General features: G+C 60.6%; 25 protein-coding genes. 7 read left to right on the top strand and 18 right to left on the bottom strand.

The genetic code is table 11. The features are described 5' to 3' along the window. Positions 1–4 precede the first annotated feature (4 nt). Positions 5–811: an SDR family NAD(P)-dependent oxidoreductase gene (locus tag ACWKV9_RS22175; RefSeq protein WP_483838245.1), complete on the bottom strand. Its 807-nt coding sequence runs from the start codon at positions 809–811 to the stop codon at positions 5–7. Between the two features lie 74 nt (positions 812–885). Further along, entirely contained in the window at positions 886–1,512 is a 627-nt protein-coding gene (locus tag ACWKV9_RS22170) for a cysteine hydrolase family protein (RefSeq protein ID WP_483838244.1), read from the bottom strand. Between the two features lie 95 nt (positions 1,513–1,607). On the opposite strand from ACWKV9_RS22170, the gene ACWKV9_RS22165 reads away from it, so the two are divergent. Next, positions 1,608–2,579 (top strand): LysR family transcriptional regulator, encoded by a 972-nt coding sequence (locus ACWKV9_RS22165; protein WP_483838243.1) that lies wholly within the window; start codon positions 1,608–1,610, stop codon positions 2,577–2,579. A gap of 25 nt (positions 2,580–2,604) precedes the next feature. Here the strand turns inward: ACWKV9_RS22165 and ACWKV9_RS22160 are convergent, their stop codons facing one another. Further along, positions 2,605–3,036: an OsmC family peroxiredoxin gene (locus ACWKV9_RS22160; RefSeq protein WP_483838242.1), complete on the bottom strand. Its 432-nt coding sequence runs from the start codon at positions 3,034–3,036 to the stop codon at positions 2,605–2,607. 134 nt (positions 3,037–3,170) lie between these two features. Between ACWKV9_RS22160 and ACWKV9_RS22155 the strand changes: the two genes are divergently transcribed. Further along, on the top strand, positions 3,171–4,634 hold the full coding sequence (locus ACWKV9_RS22155; protein ID WP_483838241.1) for a mechanosensitive ion channel domain-containing protein: 1,464 nt from the start codon (positions 3,171–3,173) through the stop codon (positions 4,632–4,634). 18 nt (positions 4,635–4,652) lie between these two features. On the opposite strand, the gene ACWKV9_RS22150 is transcribed toward ACWKV9_RS22155, so the two are convergent. The 3 genes from ACWKV9_RS22150 to ACWKV9_RS22140 all read right to left on the bottom strand — a co-directional run bounded on the left by ACWKV9_RS22150 (position 4,653) and on the right by ACWKV9_RS22140 (position 7,788). Continuing rightward, complete coding sequence (locus tag ACWKV9_RS22150; protein WP_483838240.1) at positions 4,653–6,329, bottom strand: FAD-dependent oxidoreductase; 1,677 nt, start codon at positions 6,327–6,329, stop codon at positions 4,653–4,655. 169 nt (positions 6,330–6,498) lie between these two features. Further along, entirely contained in the window at positions 6,499–7,122 is a 624-nt protein-coding gene (locus ACWKV9_RS22145) for a cysteine hydrolase family protein (RefSeq protein WP_483838239.1), read from the bottom strand. Positions 7,123–7,164: 42 nt separating this feature from the next. Next, the gene (locus ACWKV9_RS22140; RefSeq protein ID WP_483838238.1) at positions 7,165–7,788 is read right to left on the bottom strand and encodes a cysteine hydrolase family protein; all 624 of its coding nucleotides are present in this window, start codon (positions 7,786–7,788) and stop codon (positions 7,165–7,167) included. 253 nt (positions 7,789–8,041) lie between these two features. On the opposite strand from ACWKV9_RS22140, the gene ACWKV9_RS22135 reads away from it, so the two are divergent. Then, positions 8,042–8,551 (top strand): winged helix-turn-helix transcriptional regulator, encoded by a 510-nt coding sequence (locus tag ACWKV9_RS22135; RefSeq protein ID WP_483838237.1) that lies wholly within the window; start codon positions 8,042–8,044, stop codon positions 8,549–8,551. Between the two features lie 124 nt (positions 8,552–8,675). Then, positions 8,676–9,368: a TetR/AcrR family transcriptional regulator gene (locus ACWKV9_RS22130; protein WP_483838236.1), complete on the top strand. Its 693-nt coding sequence runs from the start codon at positions 8,676–8,678 to the stop codon at positions 9,366–9,368. On the opposite strand, the gene tam is transcribed toward ACWKV9_RS22130, so the two are convergent. Beyond that, entirely contained in the window at positions 9,289–10,053 is a 765-nt protein-coding gene (gene tam / locus ACWKV9_RS22125; RefSeq protein ID WP_483838235.1) for a trans-aconitate 2-methyltransferase, read from the bottom strand. The two genes, ACWKV9_RS22130 and tam, sit on opposite strands and share 80 nt — an antisense overlap. A gap of 243 nt (positions 10,054–10,296) precedes the next feature. On the opposite strand from tam, the gene ACWKV9_RS22120 reads away from it, so the two are divergent. Together ACWKV9_RS22120 and ACWKV9_RS22115 are read left to right on the top strand one after the other, a co-directional pair. Further along, the gene (locus ACWKV9_RS22120; RefSeq protein ID WP_483838234.1) at positions 10,297–11,247 is read left to right on the top strand and encodes a GlxA family transcriptional regulator; all 951 of its coding nucleotides are present in this window, start codon (positions 10,297–10,299) and stop codon (positions 11,245–11,247) included. 192 nt (positions 11,248–11,439) lie between these two features. Beyond that, the gene (locus ACWKV9_RS22115) at positions 11,440–12,843 is read left to right on the top strand and encodes an ATP-binding protein (protein WP_483838233.1); all 1,404 of its coding nucleotides are present in this window, start codon (positions 11,440–11,442) and stop codon (positions 12,841–12,843) included. A gap of 92 nt (positions 12,844–12,935) precedes the next feature. On the opposite strand, the gene ACWKV9_RS22110 is transcribed toward ACWKV9_RS22115, so the two are convergent. The 11 genes from ACWKV9_RS22110 to ACWKV9_RS22060 form a co-directional block, all read right to left on the bottom strand. Beyond that, entirely contained in the window at positions 12,936–13,829 is an 894-nt protein-coding gene (locus tag ACWKV9_RS22110) for an NAD(P)-dependent oxidoreductase (protein ID WP_483838232.1), read from the bottom strand. A gap of 27 nt (positions 13,830–13,856) precedes the next feature. After that, entirely contained in the window at positions 13,857–15,200 is a 1,344-nt protein-coding gene (locus ACWKV9_RS22105; protein WP_483838231.1) for an MmgE/PrpD family protein, read from the bottom strand. Between the two features lie 157 nt (positions 15,201–15,357). After that, on the bottom strand, positions 15,358–16,125 hold the full coding sequence (locus ACWKV9_RS22100) for an SDR family oxidoreductase (protein WP_483838230.1): 768 nt from the start codon (positions 16,123–16,125) through the stop codon (positions 15,358–15,360). Continuing rightward, positions 16,122–16,970, bottom strand: a complete 849-nt coding sequence (locus ACWKV9_RS22095; protein WP_483838229.1) for an N-acyl homoserine lactonase family protein — start codon at positions 16,968–16,970, stop codon at positions 16,122–16,124. Before ACWKV9_RS22095 ends, ACWKV9_RS22100 begins: the two co-directional genes overlap by 4 nt. A gap of 15 nt (positions 16,971–16,985) precedes the next feature. Next, positions 16,986–17,747 carry a carboxymuconolactone decarboxylase family protein gene (locus ACWKV9_RS22090; protein WP_483838228.1) on the bottom strand — a complete coding sequence of 254 codons (762 nt, stop codon included), beginning with the start codon at positions 17,745–17,747 and terminating at the stop codon, positions 16,986–16,988. 152 nt (positions 17,748–17,899) lie between these two features. Next, positions 17,900–18,289: a cupin domain-containing protein gene (locus ACWKV9_RS22085; RefSeq protein ID WP_483838227.1), complete on the bottom strand. Its 390-nt coding sequence runs from the start codon at positions 18,287–18,289 to the stop codon at positions 17,900–17,902. After that, on the bottom strand, positions 18,286–19,206 hold the full coding sequence (locus ACWKV9_RS22080) for an NAD(P)-dependent oxidoreductase (protein ID WP_483838226.1): 921 nt from the start codon (positions 19,204–19,206) through the stop codon (positions 18,286–18,288). Before ACWKV9_RS22080 ends, ACWKV9_RS22085 begins: the two co-directional genes overlap by 4 nt. Before the next feature lie 39 nt (positions 19,207–19,245). Beyond that, a complete protein-coding gene (locus ACWKV9_RS22075; protein WP_483838225.1) occupies positions 19,246–20,586 on the bottom strand; it encodes an MFS transporter in 1,341 nt (446 codons plus the stop codon). Positions 20,587–20,652: 66 nt separating this feature from the next. Continuing rightward, positions 20,653–21,048: a carboxymuconolactone decarboxylase family protein gene (locus ACWKV9_RS22070; protein ID WP_483838224.1), complete on the bottom strand. Its 396-nt coding sequence runs from the start codon at positions 21,046–21,048 to the stop codon at positions 20,653–20,655. Between the two features lie 92 nt (positions 21,049–21,140). Beyond that, positions 21,141–22,568: an aldehyde dehydrogenase family protein gene (locus ACWKV9_RS22065; protein ID WP_483838223.1), complete on the bottom strand. Its 1,428-nt coding sequence runs from the start codon at positions 22,566–22,568 to the stop codon at positions 21,141–21,143. 38 nt (positions 22,569–22,606) lie between these two features. Then, a complete protein-coding gene (locus ACWKV9_RS22060; RefSeq protein ID WP_483838222.1) occupies positions 22,607–23,497 on the bottom strand; it encodes an NAD(P)-dependent oxidoreductase in 891 nt (296 codons plus the stop codon). 165 nt (positions 23,498–23,662) lie between these two features. Between ACWKV9_RS22060 and ACWKV9_RS22055 the strand changes: the two genes are divergently transcribed. Further along, complete coding sequence (locus tag ACWKV9_RS22055; RefSeq protein WP_483838221.1) at positions 23,663–23,989, top strand: NIPSNAP family protein; 327 nt, start codon at positions 23,663–23,665, stop codon at positions 23,987–23,989. The last annotated feature ends 60 nt before the right edge of the window (positions 23,990–24,049 follow it).

Here is a 24,049-nt window from a genome sequence, read left to right as displayed (position 1 = left end):
GTGGTTACGAGGCGGGTGCCAATGACCCGTAACGCGCCGCTATGCGGTCACGGGAAACGTTGGTGGCCAGTAACTGTTCTGCCGCGAGATAGGCATTCCAATCCTTGACGTCGGGCATCGAGGGGATACACACCAGCTCACGCATTACCAAGGCCTGCAAAGAAGCCTGTACCAGATCCGACGCGGACATCACCCGATCAGCCGGAAACTGCAACAGGTCGGCACCTGCCAGCCGGTGGAAATCGGTCGAGACAACACCGGGCACCAGTAATTGAACGTGAACGGCAGTGCCCGTCGTCTCCAGTTGCATGTGCCGGGTGAATGAAGTGACGTAGCTTTTGGAGGCGGCGTAGCCGGCATTTCCCGGAATGAAAATGAACGCCGTAGCAGAACCGATATTGATGATTTCGCCGCGCCCGACTTTGAGCATCTGCGCCAGAGCGCTGTGCGCCAGTTGCCCCATTGCGACGACGTTGACGCTGAGCATGCTCGCCAGCGCGGCAGGGTCGAGTTCAGCGACCTTGCCTCTGGCGGCATACCCTGCGTTGTTGACCAACAGATCGATGGGCGAGCCGTTTTCGATCCGCGCGCAGACCTTCGCCAACTCGTCCGGCGCGCTGAGATCGGCTGCCAAAACCTCGACCTCAACGCCGTGCTCCCGAGCGAGCGTCGTGCCGAGCTGCTCGAGCAATATATGCCGACGCGCCACCAATACCAGGTCGTAACCCCGTTGAGCCAATTGTTCCGCGTAGACTTTTCCAATACCGGATGAAGCGCCGGTGATCAACGCGCGAGGGTTGATATGAGGCATGACGTTCTCCCGAACGGCGGTGAATGGGATTGAGTGCAGGCGGTGTTGAACACCGCTGGCACCTCCGGATTGAATCAGTGGTTGGCAGGCACAACCGCGTCGAGGAATTCATCGATGGACAGCACTTCGTGCCCGAACGCCGGGTATGAAACCTCTAGGGCGACCTTGTGCACCTCTTCGCTAAACTCGGCCACTGCATCTTTCAGGTAGGTGACGTGAAACCCGGACTCGAGCGCTTGAGTGCCGGTGACCTGAATGCAGGTGTTAGAGGTCAAGCCGGCCATCACCACGTTTTCGATGCTGGCAGCACGCAGTTGCTCATGCAGATCGGTACCGACGAAGGCATTGAAACTGCGATGACGGCTGATGATCGTTTCACCTTCCAGTGGGCGCAGCGGCTGGTAGAAATCAGCGCCCCACTCGCCAATCCAGAACACCTTGTTGTCCAGCGCGCCTTGCCAGCGTGGCAAGATGTGTTTGACGCCATCGAAGCTGTGTTCGTGGAATCCGTGGGGTACGTAAAACACTTTGACCCCTGCCGCCCGAGCGCCTTCAAGCAGGCGATGCAGGTTGGGCTTCAGATTGGTCTTCTCAACCATCGGGCCGATGGCGCTGGCCATCTTGCCGTTGTCGTCGAGAAAGTCGTTAAGCACGTCGACCAGCAACAAGCCGGTGTTGCTGGTTGAATATGAGTGGGTCATGGCGAGGTACTCCGGTCGAGCAGGTTAGAGAGGTCTTACAGACACGTCTGTGGGGAAAGGCTCCAGCATTTCGGGGGTGGTGCTGGAGCAGGAGCATGGCCAGTGTTGCGCAAATCCGTTATCAGTTGAAATTCAAAGTCATTGGTGCTGTCATCCACAGCATGGATGACAAAAAACTCGATCTGAATCTACTTCTGGCCTTTGAAGCGCTGCTCGCCGAGCTGAATGTGACGCGTGCAGCCCGACTCCTTAGCCTCAGCCAGCCGGCCTTGAGCGCCCAGCTTTCGCGGCTGCGTACGCTGTTCGGTGATGAGTTGTTCATCCCGACATCGAGAGGCGTTTTACCCACAGCAATGGCCCTCCAACTGCAGGAGCCGTTGCGCCACACCCTCGACCAGATGCGCGGTCTGATCAGCAGCGCCCGCACCTTCGATCCGTCGACGGCGGACCTCACCCTGGCGATCTGCTCCAGTGACTACATGCAGATTGCGATACTCATGCCCTTCCTGATGCAGATGCACCTCACCGCGCCCAGAATCAAAGTCATGGTGCGGCTGCTGCAAAATATCCAGCAGGTGCGGACCGATCTGGAGCGCGGATCGGTGGACATCGCATTCCTGCAGCCAGAGGCGGTTGCAGGCACCGAACTGCGCCAGCAAACCGTGCTCCACGAGGAGTACATCGGTATCGCGCGCAAAGGCACGATCAAGAAAAACACGATGCCGATGGATCGCTTCATCAGCGCCCGGCACATCATCGTCTCGCCGCGCGCCGAGGGCTTTACCGGGCCGACCGACACAGCGCTGGCGGCCATCGGCCTCAAGCGCGAAGTGACGTTTGCCGTGTCGTCCTTCCTGTTCATGATCGAAGCGGTTTCCCAGTGCGACATGCTCGCCCTTGCACCGAAGCGCCTCGCAGCCCGTTACGCAGACCGCGTCGACACCTTCGAACCGCCGGTGCCGGTCGCAGGCTTCCGGATTGCCATGGTCTGGCACGACCGCACCCACAGCCACCCGGCGCGAATGTGGTTGCGCGAGCAAGTAGCAGATTTCTGTTCGAAACACTGACCGGCCGAACAGTTTGCGCCGCCCTTCATGCGTCCAGCAGGGTTGCCTGCATCGTGACATCCAGTTTGAAGAGCTTGGCCAGCGTGCAGTTTGTCCGCGCGCGCTCCGCGCAATAGTTGAAGCGCTCCTCAGTGATGCCCGGCACCCTGGCTTTGGTAATGACGTGCACGCCTTTGATCGCAGGGTGCCCATCGGCGCCTGTGCCCAGCTCGATGGTGACCGAAGTACTGATGCTCTCGGCGACAAATTCGATCATGCCGAAGTTGTTCGCCAGTGCCTGGTTGAAACAACCGGCATGGGCTGCAGCGAGCAACTCTTCGGGACTTGCACCCGGAGCATCCTCGAAGCGGCTCGCGTAACTGTATGGCGTCTGCTTGAGCGTATCGCCGTGGGTGGAAAGGGTACCGGAGCCTGTTTTCCACGGGCCGGTCCAGGCTGAATATCCAGTTGCATTCATGATCGGCATTCCTGTTAAGCGGCAGTATGGGATTGACGAGATTTCAGGCTTCACAAATTAAAGTCTATACTCAAAACCCCGGAAACCGCGACCCCGTTTTCGTGCTTTTTTCCAATCTCGCCTGGAGTCTGTTGATGGAGCTTGTCCGGTTTGCCTATCCCCTTACCTGCGCGATGGTTTTTCTGATCGTCGACATCGCGGCATGGCAATGGATCAGCGGGCGTTATTCACACTGGAAAACCGTTTTGCGTGCTGTGCTGTTTACTCTGTTCAGTCTTGCGCTGCTGAGCGGCGGACTCACACCGCTGACCCTGATCCCCGACACCTTCAGCGCCGCGCAACACACGTTCGCCACCGCTTTGGGGATTGCCTGGTGGCTGTTCGGCGCGCGGACCCTGACGGTGATTCTGACCGTGGTGCTGGAGCCTCGAATCGGCACCAAAGGACATTTGCTGCAAGACCTTATGGGCGCGGGGATTTTCCTGGTCGCCATGGTTGGCGCAGCCGGTTACGTACTCGATCTTCCAGTCAAAGGGCTGCTGGCGACCTCCGGCGCGGTGGCGATCATTCTGGCGCTGGCGATACAAAGCACGCTGGCTGATGTGTTTTCCGGGATCGTGCTCAACGCGACCAAGCCCTTCCGCGTGGACGACATGATCGGCATCGACGGGATCGAGGGCAAAGTGGTCGAGATCGACTGGCGCTCCACCTATCTGCTGACCTCCGCCGGCAGCCTGGTAGTGATCCCCAACGCCCTCGCGGCGAAGACACGCATCGTCAATCTGAGCCGCCCCAATCACCACTACCCCGTCGTCCTGACCGTGGAACTGCCAATCCGCATGCGCCCGGCGCTGGTACTGGACTCGCTGCACAAGGCGCTCAAGGGCTGCCGCGAATTGTTGGCCGAGCCCGAAGGCAGCGCGGTGGTGAAAAAGTCCGGCTTGCGCAGTGTCGAGTACGAAGTGACCGGTTACGTGACTACCCGCGAGCGCCGCAACTCTGTGCGCAACCAACTGCACGACCTGATTTATCGGCAATTGTCGGCGTCCGATTCTCTGCGCCAGAACCTGACCCAGGGCGCCCCGGCCACACGCCAGTCTGCTGCGCTCAATAGCGTCAGCGTGTTGCGCATGCTCGGCGAAGACGACAGGGCCGAACTGGAGCAGAACATGCGCCTGAGTTCGTATCCAGCAGGCGCAACGATACTGCCGCTGGATGTAGTGCCCGATGCGCTGTTGATCGTGGAATCGGGCGTGGTGACGGTTTCCATCGAGCGAATCGACGGCGCTTATGAACTTGGCCGGATGGGGCCCGGCGAGCTGATGGGCGAAGGCGGGATCGTCGACGGCTCGCCCACTGTGGTGCGTTTCATGGCGATGACCGATTGTGTGGTGTACCGCATTGATCGCTCAGACCTGGGACCGCGCTTCGACGAGCACAGCGAGCTGTACGCAGCCCTGGCCGGATTGCAGCGACTGCGCGCCCAGGTCCGCGAAACCGTGCTGCAGCATCGCCCCACCGAGATTGCGCCGAGCGGGCTGATGCACTGGTTTCGCAAGCGCGTCATCCGCCCTGGTGAACGCGGCCCGATGCGTTGAAAGTATCGAGCACTGGCATCAAGACTGGCGGCGGTTGAACGCCTCGAAAATCTGCGCGACCACCGCGGCGCCTTCCCCCACCGCCGCTGCAACGCGCTTGGTGGAGTGCGCCCGCACGTCGCCAATGGCGAAGACACCTTTGAGGCTGGTCTCCAGCGGCAGCGGCGTGTAGGCGCGGGCGGGATCTGGATCGAGAGCAGCACCGGTGAGGACAAACCCTGCGCCATCGATCTGCGCACAGTTGCCCAGCCAGGTGGTGTTGGGATCAGCGCCGATGAACAAAAACAGATGACCGATTTCCAGTTGCCGTTCAGCGCCGCTGACGCGATCACGCAGTGTGGCGCCTTGCAGCCCGCCGGGGTCTTCGCCGGTCAGTTCGATGACTTCTGTGTGGGTGTGCAAGGTCACGTTGGGCAGCGCCGAAATGCGCTCGATCAGGTATTTCGACATCGACGCTTCCAGCCCCTCTCCCCGCACCACCAGGTGCAAGTGCTTGACCTTCGGCGCCAGATACACGGCAGCCTGGCCGGCGGAGTTGCCGGCGCCGATCAACGCCACCGCCTTGCCGGTGCAAACCCCCGCTTCAATCGGCGATGCCCAGTAAGACACGCCGGTGCCTTCGAACCGCGCCAGCGAATCAATCGCCAGTTGCCGGTAGCGCACACCGGTGGCGATAACCACGGCTTTGGCCTGAATCGAATCTCCGGTCGTGAGCTGCAAGCGCAATGGCCTTGCGGGATCATTGCAGTCCAGCTTTTCGACTTCCAGCGGTATGCCCATTTTTGCGCCGAACTTCTGCGCCTGAACAAAGGCGCGACTGGCCAGCGCCTGCCCGGAAATGCCGGTAGGGAATCCCAGGTAATTTTCGATTCGCGCCGAGGCACCGGCCTGGCCACCATAAGCACGCTGATCGAGCACGATCACTTCAAGCCCCTCGGACGCAGCATATACCGCCGTCGCCAGCCCGGCGGGACCGGCACCCACCACGGCAATGTCGTAGACCTTGTCCGGATCGATGTCAGGGGTGATTCCGAGAAATATCCCCGCCTGCGCGTTACTCGGTTGTTTCAGCACCGTGCCGTTGGGGCAGATCATCAGCGGCAGGTCCTGGGCATCGAACACGCCCAACCTTTCCACCAGCACCCGTACCTCGTCATTGAGTTCGGCGATGTCCAGCACCGAGTGCGGATAACCGTTGCGGGTCAGGAACCCCTGCAGCCGGATCATCTGCGCCTCGCCCGGGTGCCCGACGATCACCGAGCCCACGCGATCGGACTGGATCATGCTCATGCGTCGCAGGATCAATGCCCGGACAATCACTTCGCCCAGCTCGGCCGAACCAATGATCAACGCGCGCAGATGCGCAGCATCGAACGGCACAGCGATGCAGCCCTGCTCCCCCGCTTTGCCGCGAGCCAGCGCCGCGCGTTCGCCCAGCAGGCCGGCTTCGCCCGTGAAATGGCCGCGGCCGCCGCTGCCGATGATGGCTTCACGGCCCAGGCCGTCACGGCGGATGACATCAATGGTGCCCTCCAGAATCAGCCAGATCGCAACCCCGCGCGCGCCCACGTCAAATACCGTGTGCAGCGGCTCGAAGGATTGCGGGGGCTGGCCGGCGAATCGGAGGGCGTCTTCGATCTGCACAGGGCTGAGGATGGGGAACATCTGGTCGCGACGGGAATCGTTCAAGCTCATCGGGAAGGCCTGTCAGTGGAAGGTTGCCGGAGATCCAGAGCCCTGCGTCCTGGCAAGGCGCTCAGCAAATATAGTCGGCAGTTGGCGGGTCGGAAGAAACGAATAAGTGCCGGAGCGCGCGAATCCCCTGAATGCGCGACGCGCAGGCCCCGCGCATCCTTGAGGCAGATCAGGCCGACAGTTGCTCTAGCAACTCGGCGGTCGTGAGGATCGCGTGCGCGTAGGTAGGTCCGTTGACGTTAAAGGCAGCGTGCATACCTTCGGCGCTGAACGCAGCGGCGGCATCGCGCACCAGGGTTACGTGATAGCCGAGCTCCATGGCGAAACGCCCGGTGGATTCGATGCAGCTGTTGGCAATCACGCCTACCAGAATGACGCGCTGGATGTTGTGCTGCTTGAGTTGCAGGTCCAGGTCGGTGTTGGCGAATCCGCTTTGCGCCCAGTGCTCATGCACCACTACATCGCCCTGTTGCGGGCCGAACTCAGGGTTGAACTCGCCACCCCATGTCCCGACCGCGAAGGCCTGCAACGGCACGCCGTTTTTCTGGAACGGGGTCATGTGCTGCCAGCCGTCGAAATCGCCGTGGTGGGAGCGATGATGCGGCAACACGAAAATCTGAACCCCCAGGGAACGCACCGTGGGGATGATCCGCCGCAGGTTGTCGAAGAGGCCTGACTCGTCAGCGGTGGGCTTGATCGCTTCATACAGCTTGCCGCCCTCGGACATGAAGTCGTTGTACGGGTCAACGACCAGCAGCGCGGTGCGGTCGGCGGGATAGTAATGTGAGGTCATGGAAAGGTCTCGATGCAAAGGGTTTGTCGAACGCCGGCGGTTTCAGCGCGGCAGCTGTTCAATGACTTCGGAGGTGGTGAGCACGGCGTGGGCGAACATCGAGGCGTTCACGTCGTGGGCGACGTGCAGCGCCTCAACGCTGAACGCGGCCGTAGCGTCGCGCACCAGGGTCACGTGGTAGCCCAGTTCCATGCCGAAGCGCGCAGTGGATTCGATGCAAGTGTTGGCGGTCATGCCCACCAGAATCAGTTTCTGGATGCCGTGCTGCTTGAGTTGTTCATCAAGGTCAGTATTGGCAAAACCGCTCTGCCCCCAATGTTCCTTGACGATCACGTCGCCAGGCTGAGGACCGAACTCGGGGTGCCACTCGCCGCCCCAGGTGTCGGCGGCGAAAGCCTTGGCGTCCTTGGCCGCCTGTTGCATCGGCGACAAGTGCTGCCACTGTTCGTAATCACCTTCGCGATAGCGGTGATGGGGCACGATGAACACTTGAATCCCGGCGCTGCGCACGGCGGTCAGAATGGCTCGAAGGTTAGTGAACAGATCAACCTGCTCGGCGGTCTCCTTGATCAGGTCGTAGAGTTTCCCGCCTTCGCTGAAAAAGTCGTTGTAGGGATCGACGAGCAGCAGAGCCGTTCGATCGGCGGTATAGGGGGTATGAGCCATGGGAACTCCGGGTAATGAAACGGCGTCCGCGGGACGCCCATAAACAGGCCGCGAGGGGCAAGGACGCTGCTTTCACAGGTTGCATGCCGAGGTATCTGCGTTCGGCTTTAAAATATAAAGCAAACCCTTGGGCGGTCAAGGCTTCAATAGATGAAGTCAGTAATGTATATTCGCCGAATTCAGACCGACTGGCTCCGTACGCTGCGCCATGACGGTTCAGCGATCAGTCGACCATGCACTCAGGAGACACATAATGGGCTGGGATGAAGTGGGTTCTACCGTGTGCCCGGTTGCAAAATCACTTGCCGCCGTCGGCGACCGCTGGACCTTGATGATCATGCGCGAGTTGAGTCTGGGCACACGCCGGTTTGACGATATTCAGGCGCAACTCGGCGCCTCCTCCTACTTGCTGTCCACGCGGTTAAAGCGCCTGGAAAAGGACGGCATCATCGAACGGCGTCTGTACAACGAAAAACCCGAGCGATATGAGTACCACGCCACCGAAAAGGGCCTGGCGCTGGACCCGATCCTGCTCCTGCTGCGCGCCTGGGGCATGCAATATTGCTCACCGGGCGAGGAGCCGGCCGTGGCGCTGACCTACAAACCCACCGGTGAAGTGGTCGACGAACACTGGAAGATCCCCCAGGACGCATGGCCGTTTTCGCTGGATATGCTCGAGGGCACCATGAGCGCCAGATTCGAAGCCGAGCGCGAAGCCAAGCGTCGCAACTTCCGCAAAAGCAAAAAAGCGGTTGAGGATTGAACCGCTATCCGTTTGATGGATGACAGAACCAAAATCTTTGGATTTCACCGGATGGCGACACATCGGCGAGACTGGTTCAGGTATGGCGATTGCCATTTAACCAGGCAACCCGATGGAGTTTCCCATGCCCAGAGTGTCCCTCAAGCAGGCGCGCCTCAACCGCGCCACCATCGTCGAGAACGCCGCGCGGTTGTTCCTCAAGCGCGGCTTGCGCAGTATTGCGCTGTCAGAAGTCATGGCCACCTCAGGCCTGACGCTTGGCGGTTTCTACGGTCATTTTGAATCCCGGGAAGCACTGGCCAATGAGGCCTGTACCCGCGCATTCGATCAGGCAATCAACTTCTGGCAACAGCGCATTGTTGCCCAACGCTGCAAACGCTCGGCGCATTGGTCCATCGTTACCGAATATCTGCGCAGCGGCCGCACCGACCTCGGCGAACACACCTGTCCCTTGGTGGCGTTTTCCGCAGAGGTCGCTCAGGAGCCTGCCGACTCGCCGATCCGTCAAACCTACGCCAACGGCCTTGTGTCGCTGATCCAGACCCACATGCAAACCCTGGAAAACCCCGACGGCAACGCAGACGACGCCGCGCTGAAGAACAGGGCGCTGTTGCAGTATTCGCTGATGGTGGGCGCCGTGACACTGGCGCGGGCGGCACCTAGCAGCCCGCTCTCGGAAGACATTCTGCAGGTGGCCCGTGACTACTTGCTCGGTTCAGCCGGTGCCCTGCCCGCCTTCAGCGACGAGCCACAACAAACAGCCGGGGGAATGGCAGCAGGACCGTTCCATCGGGCAGTGCGGGATACGCCTCGCTGATCGCCTGCAGATAGCGCTCAAGAAACGCGGTCTTTTGCGCTTCATCCAGCGGCGCCAGATAGGGCCGCAATGCCGAACTCTCGAACCAGTCGACAACTGCCTGATGCCCGCCTTTCAACGGGTGATGGTAAGTGGTGCGCCAGACATCCACCGAGCTGCACAGCGGTTGCAGCAACTCGTAATAAAACGTCGCGTTATGGCGCGGTGGATGGCGTACCGCAGAGATCTTGCTCGCCCACGGGCCTTGCGCTGCCACTTCACGGGCCAGGCGGTGGGACGGCTCTTCCATGTTGTCCGGCGTCTGCACGGCCAGGCTGCCACCGGCGTTGAGCTTACTCACCAGCCGCGGGTACAGCGTGTCGTGGTCCGGCACCCATTGCAGTGAAGCGTTGGCCAGGATCACGTCGAAGGTCTGGTCCGGATTCCACGATTCGATTTGCGCCAGTGCAAAGTTCAGCGCGGGCAGGCGTTTGCGAGCGTTGACCAGCATGTCGTCCGAGCTGTCCATGCCGGTGACGTTGGCCTGGGGGAAGCGCTCTGCCAGTACCTCGGTCGAGTTGCCGGGTCCGCATCCCAGATCTATTGCCAACTGAACATCTGGCGTGGCGATGGCCGCCACCAGATCACGAACCGGGCGAGTCCTCTCGTGTTCGAACGTCGAATATTGTTTGGCAGACCAAGTCATGAAGGTTCCTTGCGGGGATTGTCATGCTGCATAGACTAGATTTTGGCGGCGATGTTTACCAATTCCATTAATGAATGTGCGATGGGGCCGGCATTTCAATTTATTACCACCCCTCTCACCTCAGGGTTTATTACCAGAACAAGACACAAGCGGACCTGTCCTCGAATGAGCCGATACATTGCCCCGCTCTGGATCAAACGGCGGCATAATGTCGCCCATTGTGAATTCAGCGATGCCCGCGTCATGAAAACCGTTGCGATCGTGCTCTTCCCCGATTTTCTCCTGCTGGACATGGCAGGCCCCATCGAAGTCTTCTCGATTGCCAACCGCTTCCTGACTCAGGATGACAGCTATCAGATAACTACCATCGGCACCGAACCTTCCGCCATCCGGGCCTCCAGCGGGGTCAATGTGCTGCCGAACACCTGCATAGCCGACGCCCGTCACGACTTCGACCTGCTGTTGGTCCCCGGTGGGCCGGGCGCCTACAACATTCGCCACTCGCGCCTGCTGTCGTGGTTGAGCGAAGCGGCCCGGCAGTCCACTCAATACGGCTCTATCTGCACAGGCGCGTTCATCCTGGGCCAGGCCGGACTGCTTGATGAGCACCACGTCACCACTCACTGGAATTACATCGAGCGTCTGACCAAACGTTTTCCCAAGGCCCGCGTCAGCACCGATCAGATCTACATCCAAGACCGGCGTCTGCTGACTTCCGGCGGCGTGACCGCAGGCATCGACATGGCGTTGGCAGTGGTGGCGCAGGATCACGGCAAGAAAGTCGCAGTCGACGTAGCCAAAGTCCTGTTGGTGGTGATGAAGCGCCAGGGCGGCCAGGCGCAATTCAGTCCGATGATGGCGGCCGTGTCTGCCGAAGACTCACCCATCACTCGAGTCCAGAACCACGTACTGGCGCACCTGGACGAAACGTTCACGGTCGAAGGCATGGCCTGTCTTGCGAACATGAGCGCCCGTCACTTCGCACGCGTGTTCGCCCGCAATGTAGGCATGACGCCCATGGAGTTCATCCAGAACGCCCGCATTGACCGTGCCCGAGAGCTGCTGGAAAACAGCGACCTGCCGCTCAAGACCGTGGCCTTTCGCAGCGGCTTCGGCAGCGTGCGGCATATGCGTGTGCTGTTCGATGACCGCCTCGGGCTGACCCCATCGCAATATCGACAGCAATTCGGCTAACAATCCGGACAGCGCTGTCTATGTCCGTCCTCGGCACTTTGATGGCCGATTCGTTCCCCTCGCTCACCTCATCGGGATGCCCTTCCCTGCCACTATAAAGTTCTGTGTCCTGTTCTCCTGCGCCCCAGATTCGCAGATTCAGCCGTGACGGGTGACGGCAGGAGCGAGCCCACTATAGACAGCGTGAACGACATGACAGCGTTGGGCGAAACCGAAGTATCTCTTGAGCGCAGGGTCTTGCTCAGGCATGGGCAGGCGGTGCCGATTGGCGAACGCGCCTTTGACATTCTCCAACTGCTAATTAGCAGTCGGGGGACATTGGTCACCAAGGAGCAGATCCTGACCCAGGTCTGGCCCGACAGCATCGTGGTCGAAAACAACTTGCAGGTGCATATCTCGGCGTTGCGCAAGGCGCTGGGCAACGACCGGAACCTGATCCGAACCCTGGCCGGCCGAGGCTATTTGCTGGTGAATGAACGGTCGGAAATCAGCCTGACCCCAAGTGACGTTGAAGACGCCCCGCCCACGGCTCACCACCACCCTGCCAGACGCGTCAGTCAGTTGCCGGCCGTGACCACGCTTATCGGCCGCGACTGCTTGATCGATCACGCCTGCAAGGCGTTGAACGCCACCCCGATCCTGACGTTGACGGGTGCTGGCGGCATTGGCAAAACCGCACTGGCGATTACGGTTGCCCGGCATTTTGCCGAGAGCCGCTCAACCCACGCGACATTCGTGGCACTTGCTGACATGACCGATCCCCGGCAGGTCGCTGGGGCGCTGGCTCAAGCGTTAGGCTTGGAAGTCATCGCCGGAGCCGAGGAGCACAGCCTGATTCACGCCCTGATCGCCCATCTGGACCTTGAGCGATCGTCGCAGCTGATCGTGCTTGATAACTGCGAGCACCTGGTGGCGGCAGCCGCTCATCTGGTGGAAGAACTGGTGCGTCAGTGCCCGGGGCTGAAAGTGCTCGCCACCAGCCGGGAGCCGCTGCGCGTGAACGGCGAGCATGGCTTGCGGGTCCCGCCACTGTGCGTGCCTGCCTGTGACGCAAGCCGCGATCAGATCTTGATCAACCCGTCGGCGCAGCTTTTCATGCGGCATGCGAGGCAGCAGAACAGCTGCTGCGCTGACACGTGCGACACGCAACTGGATGACCAAAGCGTCGAGCTGATCGCCGAGGTCTGCCGCCGGACAGAGGGCGTTCCGCTGGCGCTGGAAATGGCGGCGACCCGCGCTGCAACGCTCGGGCTGTTTGAACTGGCCCTGAGCCTTCAAGATGATCTCGCATCCTTGGCGGCAGGCCTGCGCACCACTGCGCCGCGCCATCAATCGCTGCAGGCATCGTTGCAATGGAGCTATCGTCTGCTTGATGCCAACGAGCAAAAAGTGCTCAAGCGCATCGCGCGACTGGAAGGCAAGCTGACCCTTGAGAGGCTGTGCAACGCGGCAGAACCGGAAGGTATCGAACGCGCCCAGGCGATCGATTGCGTGGTCGGCCTGACGCAGAAATCACTGCTGATGATCACTATCGAAGGGCCATTCAGATCGTACCGGTTGCTGGAGTCGACCCGGGCGTGCCTGATGATCTCCTGAGCGGCAATCACCATCCCTGTAGGAGCGAAGCGAACTTGTTCGCGAGGCGGTCGGCCAGATCCGGCGTACGTTTCTAACCGACACGTTGCTGCCTACAGAGGCGTTTTCGCTTCTGACCAACCCTCCACTGTGCGCACCAACTCGGTCAGGTCCCGTCCCCCACCATCCTGCTGCGCGGCAACATTCCACAATTGCCGCGCAGCCTGGCCCAGCCACATCGGCACGCCGAGGGCCTGACATTCTTCAATTGCCAGTCCGATGTCCTTGCACACGCTGGAGACCGGGAATCCAAAGTCGAAGGTGCCTGGCAAAACATGTTTGGGAAACTTGTCCAGGGTGGCGCCATTCTTGCCACTGCCGGCGTTGATCACGTCCATCATCACTTGGGGATCGAGCCCGCCTTTGACGCCCGCGACGAAGGCTTCCGAAGTGATCGCGAACGCTGTGGTCGAAAGCATGTTGTTCAGCAGCTTGAGCAGTTGCCCCTGCCCGGCCTGCTCGCCGACGATGAACACTTTGCCGAACACGTCGAACAATGGGCGCACCTGAGCCACCGCTTCGGGTTTGCCAGCGACCATCAGCGCCAGCGTGCCTTTGCTGGCCCCGGACGCACCACCACTGACCGGCGCATCCACCGTTTCAATGCCGCGCTTGAGCAAGCCTGCCGCGACCTCTTGCTCGGCGCGGGAGCCCACGGTCGACAAGTCCACCAGAATCCGCACCGCGCTGCCCTCGGCAATGCCGTCAGCACCCAGCGCAACCGCCTTGAAAATCGCCGGACTTGGCAGGCTGGTAAAGATGATTTCCGCGCTGTCTGCCACTTCCCGCACGCTGTCGGCGACCCGCGCGCCCAGGCCGGAAAGCTCGGCCAGCGCGGTGGGGTCCTTGTCAAAAATCACCAGCGAGTGGCCCTGCTCCAACAGCCTTCTGGCCATTGGACGGCCCATGACTCCGGTGCCGATGAAACCCAGTTGTTTCTCAGTCATGACATGGTTCCTGAATACGTGGAAGGGTTAGCCGCGAGCGAGCTGCATCACGCGGCTGGCATCAGGTGCGCCTTCCAGCGACCACAACGCCTCGATCAGCGGCCCAGGCGCACAGCCTGAGCCGCCGAATTCGACGAGCTCACGCAGCTTGTTTTCCAGAAACTGGTCGCTGAGTGGCGCGGCCAGACTGCCCAGCGATACGTCAATGGTTTGCGTGAGGGTTTCGCTGGACTTGAAAAACAGCCGTACCTGCGCCGACTCCACCGCGTAACCGGCGTCGTCGATAAAGTGGAGTAAGGGATACAGCGCCCGTAAGCGCTGGTCGGCAACAGACGCGTCGCTGAACTCGGTCAGCCCCGCCCTACCGGTGGCCAGCGCAACTGCGACGGCATGTTGCGCGCTGACCTGAGATTCGCGCCCGGATTGAATATCCGGCCGGTCGGTGCGTTGTCGCAGCAACGCATGGCCGGTGAGTTCGATGCGGGTGATGTCTTCAAGCGTCCAGCGGCGGTCCCGCGCCAACTCCAGGCACGCTTCGATCACCGGATTAAGCACCACCCCGCACGGATAGGGTTTGTAGGTGTTGGCGTTCAGCGCCCAGCGTTCGCCCAGCCCTTCGATGATGTCGGCATATTTCGGACTTTCGCCCATGACGTTGAGAAAGCCACGCTCGCCCTCAAGCGGGTATTCGGGGCCGCTGAAACCGTCCTGCGCCAATAACGCCGACAGCAGTCCATTGCGCGCGGCATTGCCGACACCGAGGCTTTTTGAAGCGCTACCCAGGGTCTCCACCAGGCCGCAGGATTGCGCGCTGGCATTGCCCATCGCCCACGCCAGCCCTTGAGCATCCAGTTTCAGCGCTTTGCCGACGGCCGCTGCGGCGCCGAATACGCCACAGGTCGAGGTGATGTGCCAGCCGCGTCGATAGTGTTCAGGTGAGATGGCCATGCCCAGACGGCACTCGACCTCGACCCCCAGCACGAACGCCAGCAGCAGTTGTTCCCCGGTCATGGGTTGAGTTTCGGCCAGGGCGAACAACGCGGCAGCCACCAGAGCTGTGGGGTGAATGATGGTCGGGATGTGGGTGTCGTCAAAGTCGAAGACGTTGGCACTCATGGCGTTGAGCGACGCGGCGTTGAGCATGTCCATGGCCTCCGCTCGGCCAATGACGTGGGCCGCACCGCCGGCGTTGAAGCGCTGGAATAGCGTGAGCGCTTTGTCCACGTCCGGGTCGCTGCAACCGGCCAGCGCCACAGCGAAATAATTGACCAGCGCGCGATTGGCTTCATGGCGCACATCCGGCGGGATGTCAGCCCAGGTCGTGCGTTCAATGAATTCGCACAGCGGGCGAGTGACAGCGGGTGACTTCATGGTGTCTCCGTTATTGTTATGCGGCGCGTGTTTGACGACGACTCTCCGAACGCCCCAGATCGCTGTAGGAGCGAACTTGTTCGCGAGGCGGCTTCACTGATGGACCGTATTAGGGCCTCGCCAGCAAGTTGGCTCCTACAGACAGACAGCGTCAGGCTCACCCCGCCAACCACCCATCATCCACCGGCAAAGTTGCGCCGGTGATGGAGGCTCCGGAATCGCTGCACAGAAACACAATCAGATCCGCCACATGGTGTGCATCGACAAACCGCCCTGTGCCCTGCTTGCCCACCAGAAACTCGCGCGTTGCTGTCTCGCGATCCAGTTGCTTGCGGGTCATCAGTTCGGTCAGCCGCTGCTCGATATTCGGCGTCAACACTGACCCCGGACACACCGCGTTGCAGGTGATCCCCTGCCCCTGGGTTTCGATAGCGACAGCACGGGTGAAACCGAGCAATGCGGTCTTGGTGGTGACGTAATCGATGCGGTTGGCAATCGCCCGCGAGCCATACGCCGAGGACAGATTGAAAATCCGCCCCCAGCCCCGCGCGCGCATGCCGGGCAAGCTCAACTGCACCGCACGAAAGGCTGCCGTGAGATTCACCGCCAGCGCCTGATCCCAGCGCTCGGCCGGAAAATCTTCAATCGGTGAAAAGTGCCGTACTACCGCATTGTTGATCAGCACATCAATCGCGCCCGCCGCCTCCATCATTGCCTCAACGCCTGCGTGTTGAGAAAGGTCGGCTTTCACGTAGCCGACTTCAACACCGAACTCCCGAGCCAGATTACCGCAGGTCTCACGCATGTCGCCCGGCGATTCAAGCCCGTGCAGCACCACGTCACATCCCGCCGCTGCCAAGCCTGACGCCATCGCCAGGCCAAGCCCGTTGGACGATCCGGTGATCAGCGCGCGCTTGCCCTTCATATCCCTGCTCCCGATGAATCAATGCGCACGGCAAACGAAGGATCAGCCTTATCCACCGGCGCAAAGCGGTTCATCACATCCGGGTCATGCCCGGGAATCATCAACGCGCCCGGGCGCTGCAACCATTCGCGAATCTGCTCGTAGCCCTTGTACATATCAGCCAGGCTGTCGAGCACGGCGAACGGACGATCCTGCTCGAATTCGTCGTAGTAGTGCACAGCGTCGGACGCCAGGATCACCGGGCCCTCGGGCATCTCCACCACCAGCGCCAGTTGCCCCGGCGTATGACCGCCAAGCTCGTGCAGCTCGATGCCGGGGATCAGCGTGTTGCGCGGCCCGTCGAGGAAGGTGATACGCCCGGCATCGGCCAGCGCCTGGATGCGTTCGATGTCCAGCGGATCGATGTGATGGGCGTACTGCGGACGCTTGCCCATGTCAGTGCCCCAGAACTCGAATTCGCGCCGGGACATGACGATCTCAGCATTGGGATACAAGCCGAGATTACCCGCGTGATCGTAGTGCGCGTGGGTCAGCACCAGCAGCTTGACTTTGGCCGGGTCGATACCCAGCCGCGCCAGTGCATCGGCGGGTTTGACCACCGGTTGACGCTTGCGCGCGATGGCCGCTTCCGGGCTGAACCCGGTGTCGATGACGATCACCTGTTCGTCGTTGCGAAAGATCCAGAAGAAGTAATCCATGGTGATTTCGGCGTCCGGTTCCCGGTACGCCCGGAAGTTGTAATAGCACTCGCTTTTGGTGGTCTGCCTAGTGCCGTAGCGCACGACGATCACCTCGGGATTGCTCCAGTCCGGTTTTGCTGCGGCCGTCGGATTGTTGTTGTTCATATCGACTCCGATTGCTTATGAGTGAGCGCCCGTTTCGGCCAGCGCCTGTTCCAGCATCGGCGCCGCTACCAGCGCTCCGTGAATGCCGATCACGCTGACGATTTCGAGCATTTCCATCAGTTGTTCTTTCGTCCCGCCGTAGCGCAGGGCATTGCGCATGTGCAGCTTCAAGCCCGGCACATACAGGTGCGTGGCAGCAGCGTCGAAGGCGCAATACATCAACTCCTTGACCAGCGGCGACAGCACGCCAGTGCGCCATGGCACTGACGAGAATTCCACGTAGGCCTCGAACAGCTCCGGGTCTAGTTCCAGCAGGCCTTCCCATGACGAATGCCAGTAGCCGCGGTTGTCGATGAAGCTGGCTTTCAGGGCTTCACGCCTTGCGTCCAGCGGTTCCGGGCCGTCGCGCATGCCCTCTTCTTCCAGCACTTCCAGCAACACCGGCACGCCGACATTGGAGGCGTGGATGCCGACGGTGCTGATCAATTCCAGTACTTCCGTCAACTCTTCACGGGTAGCACCGTGAGCGATGGCGATACGCAGATGCTCCCCAATACCCGGCTGATACAGATGGGTCGCTGCTGCACTGGCCGCAATGCCGATAAAGGCCTTGACCTTGTTTTCCAGATGATTCTTCAGCCACGGCACGGCGGCGAAACCGGCGTAGGATTCGACAAACCCGGGGTCGAGCCGCAGCAGGCTGTCCCATGCCGGGCTCCAGGGGCTGCTGAGTTCCAACGCCTGTTTGGCGCGTTGTTGTGCGGGTGTAAGGCTCATTCGTTTTTACCCCTTAACCGAATATTTGCGGCCATGATTCCCTGTAGGAGCTGACGAGCAGCGCGAGGCTGCGATGCGGTGTGTCAGGCAGAATGCAATCGCAGCCTTCGGCAGCTCGTCAGCTCCTACAGGTCCGTGTCCGCTCAGGGTGTTCAGCGCACAGCGCGCAAATAGTCGTGTTCGGCCACGGCTTCCTGCCACACGGTTTTGCCGATGGACGTCGCGGTGTGGACCATGAAATTCTCGGTGTTGGCGCCATGCCAGTGCCGTTCGTTTGGGCCGATCCACACCGTGTCGCCCTGCCGGATCACTTGCGGCTCCTGACCTTCCAGACAAATCCAGCCGCTCCCCGCCGTGACGTACAGCACCTGACCGAACTCATGGAAATGCCAGAACGTGCGTGCGCCGGGATTGAAAGAGACGTTGTTGATGGTCACGCCATCGGTGGTCGGCATCACTGGATCGGCCCAGACCACACCGCTGAACGTCGCGCCGCGCTGCTCGGAAATCGCACCTTCGACGCTGCCGTGAATGACTTTCATTTTTTGTCTCCTGTAAAAGGTTCGTGAAGCCGTACACCGCCTGACATATCGCCGATGGCGTCCACGACTTTGTTGCTGATCTGGTCGCCGTAACCCAGCGCCACCTGCAGGCCGAAACTGGCCAGCGGGCCTGACGCATTCAGCGAGGCGACACCTAGTTCGCGCAGGCGATCGATATACAGCACCACATCTTTGTTCATCAGCTTGCCGGTCAGGCCGCCTTCCAGATAGTCGCCATCGACGATGAACGGGAAACGCTTCTGCGTGGCGAAATTCACCCCGCTGCTGCTGTTGAGCACATCGAGCAACTGGTGCAGATCCAGCCCGGCTTTCTTGCCCGCCACCATGACCTCGGCCGTCGCTGCCAGGCTCACCGCGTTGAGAAAATTATTCAGCGTCTTGGTGGTATGCCCAGCGCCGCTTTCGCCCATGCGAAACACCTTGCTGGCAATGGGCGCAAACACCCATTCCAACGCCGTGACCGTGGCTTCGTTACCTCCGACCATCAGCGTCAACGCGCCCTTCTCGGCCGCTGCAGCCCCACCAGAAATACCGGCATCGACGTACTGCACACCGCGTTCGGCGAACAGCCCATGCAAACGCACGGTTGAACTGGCCGCTGCGGTGCTCAAATCGACAACGATCTGGCCTTCACGGCAATGACGCAGCAAGCCTTCGGCGCCCTCCACCACCGCCTCGACCACCTTGCTGTCGGGCAGCGAAAGCAGAATCACGCCGGACTCGGCCGCCACAGCGGCGATGGATTGGGCCACCTGCGCGCCAGCTGTTTTCACTCGCTGGACATCGGTGTCGTAACCCAGCACATTCAGGCCTGCATCCACCAGGCAGCGGGTCATGCGGCCGCCCATGTTGCCCAGGCCAATGAAGCCAATGGTTTTGTTATTCGCTACGTTCACAACGGTTCTCCTGTTCGAAACGGGCACTGACAACAGCCGTTAGAAATCCACGTCTTTGGTTTCCGGGCCCATGTACGCGCCAATGGTCGCGATCACGCCACCGACCACCAGTAGCACCGCCGGGGTCACGCTGAACGGGATGATCTGACCGAGCCAGGCCATGTAGAAGGCGTAGAACGAGGGGATGATCACCGACAGGCTGAAGCCGACGCCGAAGCCGGTGGCGCGCACGTCAGTCACAAAGCGCTCGTTGATGTAGGTCACGATTACGCCCCAGGGCGAAGTCACCAACACCGACATCACGCACACCAGCGCCATGATCACCGGCAGCGACAGCCCCGGCACGTTGGCGAGCACGTACATCACGCCCGCGCCCACCGTGGCGATGATCGGCCCCAGGATGAGGAAGAAACGCCGCCGGCCGATCTTCTGGCCGATCATTCCCGAAGCGATGTAGGTAAAGAACAGTACCGAGTAGCACATCAACAACGTGCCGGTCACTTGCAGGCCGGACAAGTGCAGGATGTTCACCAGCAAACCGGTAGGCAGGAAGATGGTGATGATGTTTTGGGTCAGCCAGAAGCCGGTCATCATCAACAGCACTTGCAGCAGGTTACGACCGCTTTTGCCCTTGAGCAGGTCAGTGAGCGGCAATTTTTCCCGTGGTTTTTTCTCGGCGTCTTCTTCCCAGATTTCCGATTCCGAAACGGCGTACACGTAGTACAGCGCCAGCACGCCAGCCAATAGCGCACCGATCACGAACGGAATCCGCCAGCCCCATTGCACATAGGGCGAATCGGGCCCTGCCAGCGGGAACAACATGAACATCAGCATCGCCACCAGATTGATGCTCACGTAGGCCAACGGAAACCCGGCGATGATCAGCCCGCCGACGAAGCCACGCTGATGCTTTTTCGAGTATTCGATCGCCAGGGGCATGGCGCCGGTGTAGCCGCCGCCGAGGAAGATCCCGTCAACGAAGCGCAGGATCACCAGTGCCCAGTACGACGCGATGCCAATGGTTTCGTAGCCGGGCAGCAAGGCGATCAGCAGCGTCACCACACCGAACCCCGACACCGAATAGATCGACGCCATGCGCCGCCCGGTCTTGTCGGCGATCATGCCGAACAACAATGCGCCGATGGGCCGCCCCAGCAGCGTGGTGATGAACACCAGTGAAGCAAGAATGGCCGCCATGCCCGGAGACAGCTGGGCAGGCTGGAAGAAGAACAACACCGGGGACAGCACGACGACCGGCAGGTAAATGTCGAACATATCGATGTATTCGGAGAAGAACGCGCCCTTGATTGCGTTTCTTCTTTTCTTCTCGATCGACTGATCGGTCTCGGCCAGTGGTCTGGCCTGGGCAATAGTGCTCATGACGGTTCCTTATAATTATTGTTGGACGGCAAGCGGTTTGTGCGGCAAGTGAGTGTTTTTACGCTTTCATCCTGCGGCGACTTCCGCCTCGTAGGCCTTGATCGCTTCCGATGCCACACGGAAAGCCGCCAGGCCCAGCGGCACGCCGCAGTACACCGAGGCCTGCATCAGCACCGCGCGAATCTCGTCTTTGGTGACGCCATTACGCAAGGCGCCGCGCACATGCACGCCCAGTTCGTGGTGCTGACTGAGCGCTGTGAGCATCGCCAGGTTGATGATGCTGCGGGTCTTGAACGGCAACGTGGCGTCGCCCCAGATTTCACCCCAACACACTTCAGTGACCAGTTTTTGGATCGGGCGGTTGAAGTCATCCGCCGCCGCCCAGGATTTTTCTACGTGGCGGTCGCCAAGCACTTCCTTGCGATTGTTAAAGCCCTGATTGAAGCGTTCGTTGTCGTCCATCTTCATCTCCACTTTTCGTAAGATCGACTGATTGTCATACAGTCAAAACCAGCAAATTTTTTTGTGTTACGCCCTGCCGTGATATCGATGATTCAGTCGCCGTAACCCACCATGGATTTCACTTCCAGATACTCGCGCAACCCGAATTCGCCCCACTCACGACCGTTGCCGGAGCGCTTGTAGCCACCGAACGGCGCGGCGAAATCAGCGGGCGGGTAGTTCAAATGCACACTGCCGGCCTGCAACGCGCGGGCAACATTGCGCGCACGCTGCTGATCGGCCGATTGCACATAAGCGGCAAGGCCGTAGTGGGTGCCGTTGGCAATCTGAATTGCCTCAGCTTCGCTGTCGTAGGGAATCATCGACAGCACCGGGCCGAAAATTTCTTCTTGGGCGATGCTCATCGTTGGTGTGACGTTGGCGAATACCGTGGGTTTGACGAAGTAGCCCCGGCTCAGCCCATCGGGCTTGCCGATGCCACCGGTCACCAGTTCCGCGCCCTCGTCGATGCCCTGCTGGATCAGCGCCTGCACGCGACGAAACTGCGCGCGATTGACCAATGGCCCGAGCTGGGTTGATGCGTCGTCCGTCGCGCCGACTTTGAACGCCTCGGCCGCTCCCTTGGCGATCTGCATGGCATCGCCCATCAGGCTGCGCGGGATCAACATCCTTGTCGGGATCGAGCATGACTGGCCACTGTTGGTGAAGCACGCGGCTACACCACGGGTGACGGCGTCCTGCAGATTCACGTCGTCCAGCAGAATATTGGCGGACTTGCCGCCCAACTCCTGGGCCACGCGCTTGACCGTGGCGGCAGCGGATTTGGCCACTTGCACGCCCGCTCGGGTGGAGCCGGTGAACGAGACCATATCGATGTCTGGATGCGCCGACAGCGCAGCGCCGACAACCGGGCCATCGCCATTGACCAGATTGAAAACGCCGGCTGGCACACCCGCCTCGTCCAGCACTTCGGCGAACAACAGGCTGCTGAGCGGCGAGTACTCGCTGGGTTTGAGGACCATGGTGCAACCGGCAGCCAGTGCCGGACCGACCTTGACCACGATCTGATTGATCGGCCAGTTCCACGGCGTGATCAGCCCGCAGACACCCACCGGTTCGTAGCGCAATACCGTGCTGCCCTGGCGCTGTTCGAATTCGAAACGTTCCAGCACTTCAATCAGCTGATTCAGATGCAGCCAGCCCCGCGGCACTTGGAAATTGCGCGATGCGCTGATCGGCGAGCCCATTTCCAGGCGCATGGCCTGTGCGAACTCTTCCTGCCGGCGTTCGTAGATCGCGACGATCCGGCGCAGCAAATCGATGCGTTGCTGGATGCTGGTTTGCGCGTACGCCAGCAAGGCTTTGCGGGCGGCGGCGACGGCCCGGTCGACGTCGGTGCTATCGCCCAGGGCCAGGCGGTCGATCACGTTCTCAGTGGCAGGATCAATGACATCAAACCAAGTCGGCGCGTGTGGCTCGACCCACTGTCCATCGATGTAAAAACTGGCGGCACGGGACATGTGATGTGCTCCGTTGAAAATCGAGAAGTGGGGCAGAGTTACTCGCCTTCTTTAGCCAGCATGCGATACATCTCGGTGTGGTCGGTGGTGGGCGTAGAATCCTGCGCCACCTCGTCCCAGACCTTGATCGCACGCTGGCCGAAGGTCAGCGGGTAATCCAGACCGTCGGCCAGGCCCTTGGCGATCTTCAGGTCCTTGTTCATGAGCTGCATGGAAAACCCGGCGCCGAAGGTGCCACTGAGCATGAATTGCTTGGCCTTGTTCAACGACGTGTTGCTGCCGCCGCTGGAGGCGTTGAGTACATCAACCATCACACCTGGGTCGATGCCGAAACGCTTGGCTACATGCAGCGCTTCAACCGTCGCCATCAGGCCCGCAGCAGACACGAAGTTGTTCAGCGCCTTGGCCGCGTGACCGGAACCGGCTTCGCCGATGTGCAGGATGTTTTTGCCCATGGCCTCAAGTACCGCCTGACAACGCGCCATGATGGAAGGATCACCGCCGACCAGAATCGCCAGACTGCCATCGACGGCGCGCTTGACGCCGCCGGACACGGGCGCATCCAGATAGGCCAGGCCGAGGCCGTTGAGCTTTTGGCCCAGGTCACGGGAACGTGCTGGCTCCGAGGAGCTCATGTCGATCACTACGGCTTGGGGTGACAGTGAGGCAGCCCAGCCGGATTTGCCGTCCGCGCCCAGCAATACGCTTTCAACGATGTTGGAGTTAGGCAGCATGGTGATCAAAACGTCGAGGGACTGGGCGTTTTCCGGGGTGAGCGCGGAGGCGCCGAGGGTGGTTTGAATGTCGCGCAGACGCCCGGCGTCGGCGTCCGCGAGGAACAACTCGAACCCGGCTTTGCTCAGGCAGGTGGTCATCGGCAGGCCCATCATGCCCAGGCCGATGAAGCCGATCCGTTGTGGTTGATTCATTTTCGTGCCCTATTGTTTTTCTTGAGCGGGTGAACGACGACACCGAACGACTTTTTTCTGCCCGGTATGCGTCAGCAGTTGTAACAAAACTATAGGACTGTCATACAATCGGTCAATAGGCTAATTTGCCTATATCCTGATCGGTAATCACTTGAGGGGCTGAACATGATCGTTGAGTTACGCATTTACCACTGCGCACCGGGCCGCCTGCCCGCCCTGCACGAGCGCTTCACCACGACCACTTTGGGTTTTTTCGAAAAATACGGAATCGAGCAAATCGGTTTCTGGACGTCGCTCACCGGCGACAGCAATCAGACGCTGACGTATCTGGTGAAGTGGGACAGCCTGGCGGACCGTGAAACCAAGTGGAACGCCTTCCAGAGCGACCCCGACTGGATCGCCAAACGCGCCGCCAGCGAAGCTCAGGCGATCATCGTGCAACGCATTGAAAACCAGTTCCTGACGCCGACGGCTTACTCAGCATTGCGCTGAAATAGCCCTGTAGGCGCCAACGTGTTGGCGAGGCGGTTTATGCGGTGTGCCAGGCCAGAC

The organism is Pseudomonas corni, from assembly GCF_057128765.1.
Note: the sequence above shows the minus strand (reverse complement) of the source record. Positions and strands in the feature narration are given on the sequence as shown.